The sequence below is a fragment of the Marinobacter sp. genome (genome assembly GCF_014859525.1).
GTDB lineage: Bacteria > Pseudomonadota > Gammaproteobacteria > Pseudomonadales > Oleiphilaceae > Marinobacter.
On sequence record NZ_JACUUB010000127.1, the window covers coordinates 1 to 4,705 of the forward strand.

Here is a 4,705-nt window from a genome sequence, read left to right on the forward strand (position 1 = left end):
GCCTACAAGACCGGCAACCTGAAACTCAAAGCTCAGTTCGGCATGACTGAAGGCGATGTCTCTGACGAAGAGCGCTCGTTGTGGGCACTGGGTGCGGACTACACCATTGGCAAGAACAGCAAGGTTTACGCTTTCTTGTCAGAGGTTGAAGAAGACCTCAGCGAAGACAAAGACACCACTTTCGGTATCGGCTTCGATCACAACTTCTCCATGTAATACCCATTTCATGTCGCGTCACTTCGCCGGGCCTCAGGGCCCGGCTTTTTGCTTTTCAGCCCGCGGCTTTAAGCGGGGGCACATTCTGATGCAGGAACCACTTCTCGGTCACCACCTTGCGGGTGAACCAGTGGGAGCGCATCAGGGTGCTGGCCACCGGCTGTTTTACCCATTCCGGCATTTCCCAGCCCGGCGCCTGATCGCTGGCACGGTTTCCAAAGCGTCCAGCAATCCGCTCACCATAGCGTTGTAACGACATGGCCGAGAAGTCAGCGGCATTGAGAATCACCTCCGCAGCCATCAGGGCCGATTCAATAGCCGGCCGGATGCCTTCGCCGCTCTGGGTATAGGCCAGTCCAGCAGCGTCGCCGATCAGAAGCACCCCGTCGTCTACCAGTGGCCGGTCGGCATGGGCATACAACAGGTAGGCGTGGCCTTTGAAGCGGCCCGGCAGGTCAGCGGGAATGCGGCCGTCCTGTTTCATGCTGTCCACGAAGGCTTCCAGATGATCGCTCAAGCGGTGATTATCTTCCCTGCCCAGGCCAATGTTGAGGAAATTACCTTTCCGGAACACCCAGGCATAGCCCTTAAGATCCCGGCAAAACCAGAGTTCCGGCGTATCGCCCCGGGCCTGGCACACCCGGGCCTGCTCCGGCGTCATCTCGAACTCTACTTCTTTGGCGGCCACCACCGTCTCGTGTTTGCCGGGGCCGTTGCCGAGCAATTTGGCGACCGGGCAGAAGTGGCCGCCGGCACCGATCAACAACGGAGCCTGCCATTGTTCGTTGATGACCCAGTTGCCGTTATTACGGACGATCGATCTCACCGCCGTGCCCAGCTGCTTGGGGGCATGTACCCGGTCCAGTAGAAAGGCGTCGAACTCGCAGCGGCGGATGCCGTAGCTGACAATGCCGTGGTGATCGTTTTCCACGGCGGGCTGGTCCATCATGCCGATACGGAAACGCCGAATGGGCTGCAGGGTCCGGCCATTGGCGTACTCATTCGGATTGATGTCGAGGCTGTCCATCACGGCCGGTGTTACCCAGCCGGCGCAGGTTTTATCCCGCGGGAAGTCCGCTTTGTCGATCACCAGCACGTTCTTTCCGGCGTTTTCCAGAGCGCGGGCCAGCGTGGAGCCAGCGGGGCCGGCACCGACGATGATCACGTCGTAGTAATCCATCAAGTGTCCTCCGGTGTGGCCGGAAAGGTATACAGATCTTGCCTGCTTTGAGGTAACTGGTTGTTGTCACCGTGGCTGAACACTACCTGGAACAGCTGCAACGACCCGGCCCTGAACGCGGCCACGGAACCGGCCAGATACAGTCTCCAGGCCCGGGTGAAGTGTTCGTCGTACATGGCGGTAACGTGTTCGGCGTTGGCCTCGAAGCGCTCGGTCCAGTGGTTCAGGGTTTGGGCGTAATGCAGGCGAAGGTTCTCGACATCGAGCACGGAGAAATCACCGTGCTCACAGATTGCCATGAACTCACCGATGCTTGGCGGGTAGGCGCCCGGGAAAATCCGCTTCTCAATCCAGGCATTCATCAGCATGGGCCGATTGCGGCCAATGCTATGCAGCAGGGCGATGCCATCGGGCTTGAGGCTGCGCTTAATCAGCTCCGATAAAGCCTGGTAGTTTTCCTTGCCCACGTGTTCCAGCATGCCGATGGAGACGAACGCATCGAACTGGCCGGTGATGTTGCGATAATCGTCTTCCACGTAGGTGATGAGGTTGTTCAGCCCCTGGCGTTCAGACTCCGATTGAGCGTAGGCCAGTTGTTCCCGGGAGATGTTGTAGGAATGCACCTTCACGCCGTAATTGCGGGCCATATAACGGGCCAGGCCACCCCAGCCACAACCAGCTTCGACCACGGTCATGCCAGGCTTCAGGCGCAGTTTCCGGCACACATGCTCCAGCTTGGCCAGCTGTGCCTGTTCCAGGGTGTTGTCGGCGCTTTCGTAGTAGGCGCAGGTGTACTGCATCTCGGCCTGATCCAGCCAGAGCTGGTAGAACTCGTTGCCCAGATCGTAGTGATGATGAATGTTTTCTTTGGCCTCGGCGATGCCGGTGGAGCGGGGGGTGTGATTGCGCCACAGTGCGTCCAGCCAGCGCGGCCACTTCTGGCGGGCGGCGTGTACCGAGCGGTACAGGCTTTCCATCAGATCGGGCAGATCACCTTCAACGTCCAGTCGGCCGGCACTGTAAAGGTCGCCAAAGGCCAGGTTGGGGTTGGCGACAAGAGAGTAAAGCGCCTTGTGGTCCCTCAGGTGCAGTGTGAACCTGGCTGGCGGCCGTTCGGGCTCGATCACATCACCGTTCCACAGGCGAAACCGGATGGGCGGTGAGCCGGCCATTCGCATGAGTTTGGTGAGCAGCCAGCGCTCGTAATTGTGCGGTTCCCGATCGACCTGGCCTGCGTTCAGCGGCAGGCTAAGCACGTTTGTTTTGGTTTCTTTGTCCGGATAGTCCGTTTTACGGACGCTGCCCTGTGCCATGAATCCCTTCTCCCGTTGTTTCGTGGTATCCGGCGTCTTCCCGAATGCGGAACTGAGAGTCGCGTGTTCAAATCAGTATAGAAAACGATCAGGATTTGTCAGGTATGTGAGCAAAAGGAGTTGGGGCCGCCAGGTTGACGGCCCATGCTCGTAGGGTGGTTTACAGGTCCTCCATCCGGCCGATCTGGCTGGCCATGCGCATGGCTTCGTGCTCTTCCAATGCTTTCAGGTCTTCCAGCAGGGATGTGGCCTCGGGAATTTCGGCCTTGCCAATCAGGTTGTCATAGAGCTTCATGACCTGATCGTGAAAGTCGAAAATCTCACGGGCAATGCCGGCAAAATCCAGATTGTTATAGTGGGTGTCGCAGGTGCGTTCTTTTTCGATGGGTTTATGCACCCCGTAATCGTAGAGCCGGGTTTCCATGGCTTTCGGGTCGGCCTGCTTCTCATATTCTGCGACGGCTTTTGCCAGAATGTCCTCATGCCGACTGATGTAGTCCAGCAGCGCGCTAGCCCGTTCGTCTTTATTCAGCGCTGCAGATTCCTGCAGACAACGGGCAAGGTGGGCATGCAGTTGCCGGGTCCAGTCAATCAGATCGGCGAAGGTTTTGATTTCCATGTTGTTGTGCTCCCGTCAGAATAGGATTTGCCATTACCGATGTATCTTATCAGTCTAGTCGGGGCTGGTGCTGATCTGTGTCAGATGGAGAAGTAAATGAACCCCTCTACCCTTATTGGAATGCTCGCAGGCCTGGCGGTGCTGGCCAGTGTGCTGCTGTGGTCCGCCCAGGACCCCATGCTGTTCTTCAATGCGCCCGGCCTTGCGATTGTGATCGGCGGCACCCTGGCGGCAACTTTCATTTCGTTTCCACTGAAAGAGGTGCTGCGGGTTTTCAAGTTGCTGGGCACGGTGGTGCGCAACGAAAAGCTCTACACCCAGCAGGATATTGAAGAGCTGGTGCGGATCTCCCGGTTGTGGATTGATGGCAAGCTGCCCCAGGTGGAGCGGGAGCTGGAGCAGGTTCGTAATCCTTTTCTGCGCTCCGGGGTGCAGCTGGTGATCGAGCTGAATCCCGAGGACGACATCATGGATTTTCTGGAATGGCGGGTTGCCCGGTTACGGGCCCGCGAGCATGCCGAGGCCCAGCTGTTCCGGGTGATGGCCAGCTTCGCACCGGCCTTCGGCATGATTGGTACGTTGGTGGGGCTGATCAACATGATGTTCCTTCTGGGCGACGGCAACATGACGGTGATTGGCCAGCAACTGTCCATTGCTCTAATGACCACCTTTTACGGCATCCTGCTGGCCAATCTGATCTTCAAGCCGGTGGCGGTCAAACTGGAGCGGCGCACTGAACAACGCATCATTCTGATGCGGATGGTCATGCAGGGCATTTCCATGATGTGTAAAAAGCGCAGCCCATCAATGATGCGGGAAACCCTGAAGTCGTTTGTGGTCAGCTACGAAGACGAGATTCGGGATTTCCGGCCCGGAGCCAGGGCTCGGCGAAAGCCGGCCAGCCCGAAAGGGGCCGAGGATGTCTGAGCTGGACCGCGCTACCTCGGGTGTCGCCCGGCGAGTAGACCACCTGCAGATCCCATTGACCCAGAGCACCGAAGAAGACAGCTGGTTGGTGACCTACCTGGATGTGATCACGCTGTTGCTGGTGATGTTCGTGGTGATGCTGGCGTTGTCGGGCGGCCCTTCGGAATTGCCTGATGAGTCGGTAAATCTTGCTCCGTCTGAACCTGCCGTGGCACCGGTAACCGTTCCGCAGTCAGCGCTGGAGCTGTCGTCGGCTGAGTCCGAAGTCTTTGCCGCCAGGGCCCGATCGGCACTGCAGGCGGCCGGTTTGACCGACGACATTACCGTGATTGCGCAGCCGGATGGCGTTCGCTTCCGGATCAGCAACGATATCCTTTTTGGCAGCGGTGAGGCCGTGTTGTCCGCGGAGGGGATGCGCCAGCTGGACAAGCTGGTGCCGCTGCTGGCGGC

Annotated in this window: 6 protein-coding genes; 3 read left to right on the plus strand and 3 right to left on the minus strand. The window is 58.5% G+C overall.

Features of this window, described 5'->3' with window-relative positions; all coding sequences use genetic code 11:
• Window positions 1–216: porin (locus IBX51_RS14355; RefSeq protein ID WP_291831984.1), on the plus strand; the 216-nt coding region annotated here is incomplete at its 5' end.
• 55 nt (window positions 217–271) lie between these two features.
• Here IBX51_RS14355 and IBX51_RS14360 read toward each other — a convergent pair.
• The 3 genes from IBX51_RS14360 to IBX51_RS14370 all read right to left on the minus strand — a co-directional run bounded on the left by IBX51_RS14360 (window position 272) and on the right by IBX51_RS14370 (window position 3,328).
• Window positions 272–1,396 carry an NAD(P)/FAD-dependent oxidoreductase gene (locus IBX51_RS14360; RefSeq protein ID WP_291831986.1) on the minus strand — a complete coding sequence of 375 codons (1,125 nt, stop codon included), beginning with the start codon at window positions 1,394–1,396 and terminating at the stop codon, window positions 272–274.
• Entirely contained in the window at window positions 1,396–2,709 is a 1,314-nt protein-coding gene (locus IBX51_RS14365; protein WP_291831987.1) for a cyclopropane-fatty-acyl-phospholipid synthase family protein, read from the minus strand. The genes IBX51_RS14360 and IBX51_RS14365 overlap by 1 nt, the downstream gene beginning before the upstream one ends.
• A gap of 160 nt (window positions 2,710–2,869) precedes the next feature.
• Window positions 2,870–3,328, minus strand: coding sequence for an ATPase (locus tag IBX51_RS14370; RefSeq protein WP_291831988.1), 459 nt, complete (start codon window positions 3,326–3,328; stop codon window positions 2,870–2,872).
• Window positions 3,329–3,424: 96 nt separating this feature from the next.
• Between IBX51_RS14370 and IBX51_RS14375 the strand changes: the two genes are divergently transcribed.
• Together IBX51_RS14375 and IBX51_RS14380 are read left to right on the plus strand one after the other, a co-directional pair.
• Window positions 3,425–4,255: a MotA/TolQ/ExbB proton channel family protein gene (locus IBX51_RS14375; protein ID WP_291831989.1), complete on the plus strand. Its 831-nt coding sequence runs from the start codon at window positions 3,425–3,427 to the stop codon at window positions 4,253–4,255.
• A partial coding sequence (locus tag IBX51_RS14380; protein ID WP_291831990.1) for a flagellar motor protein MotB occupies window positions 4,248–4,705 on the plus strand: 458 nt, incomplete at its 3' end. The genes IBX51_RS14375 and IBX51_RS14380, both read left to right, overlap by 8 nt.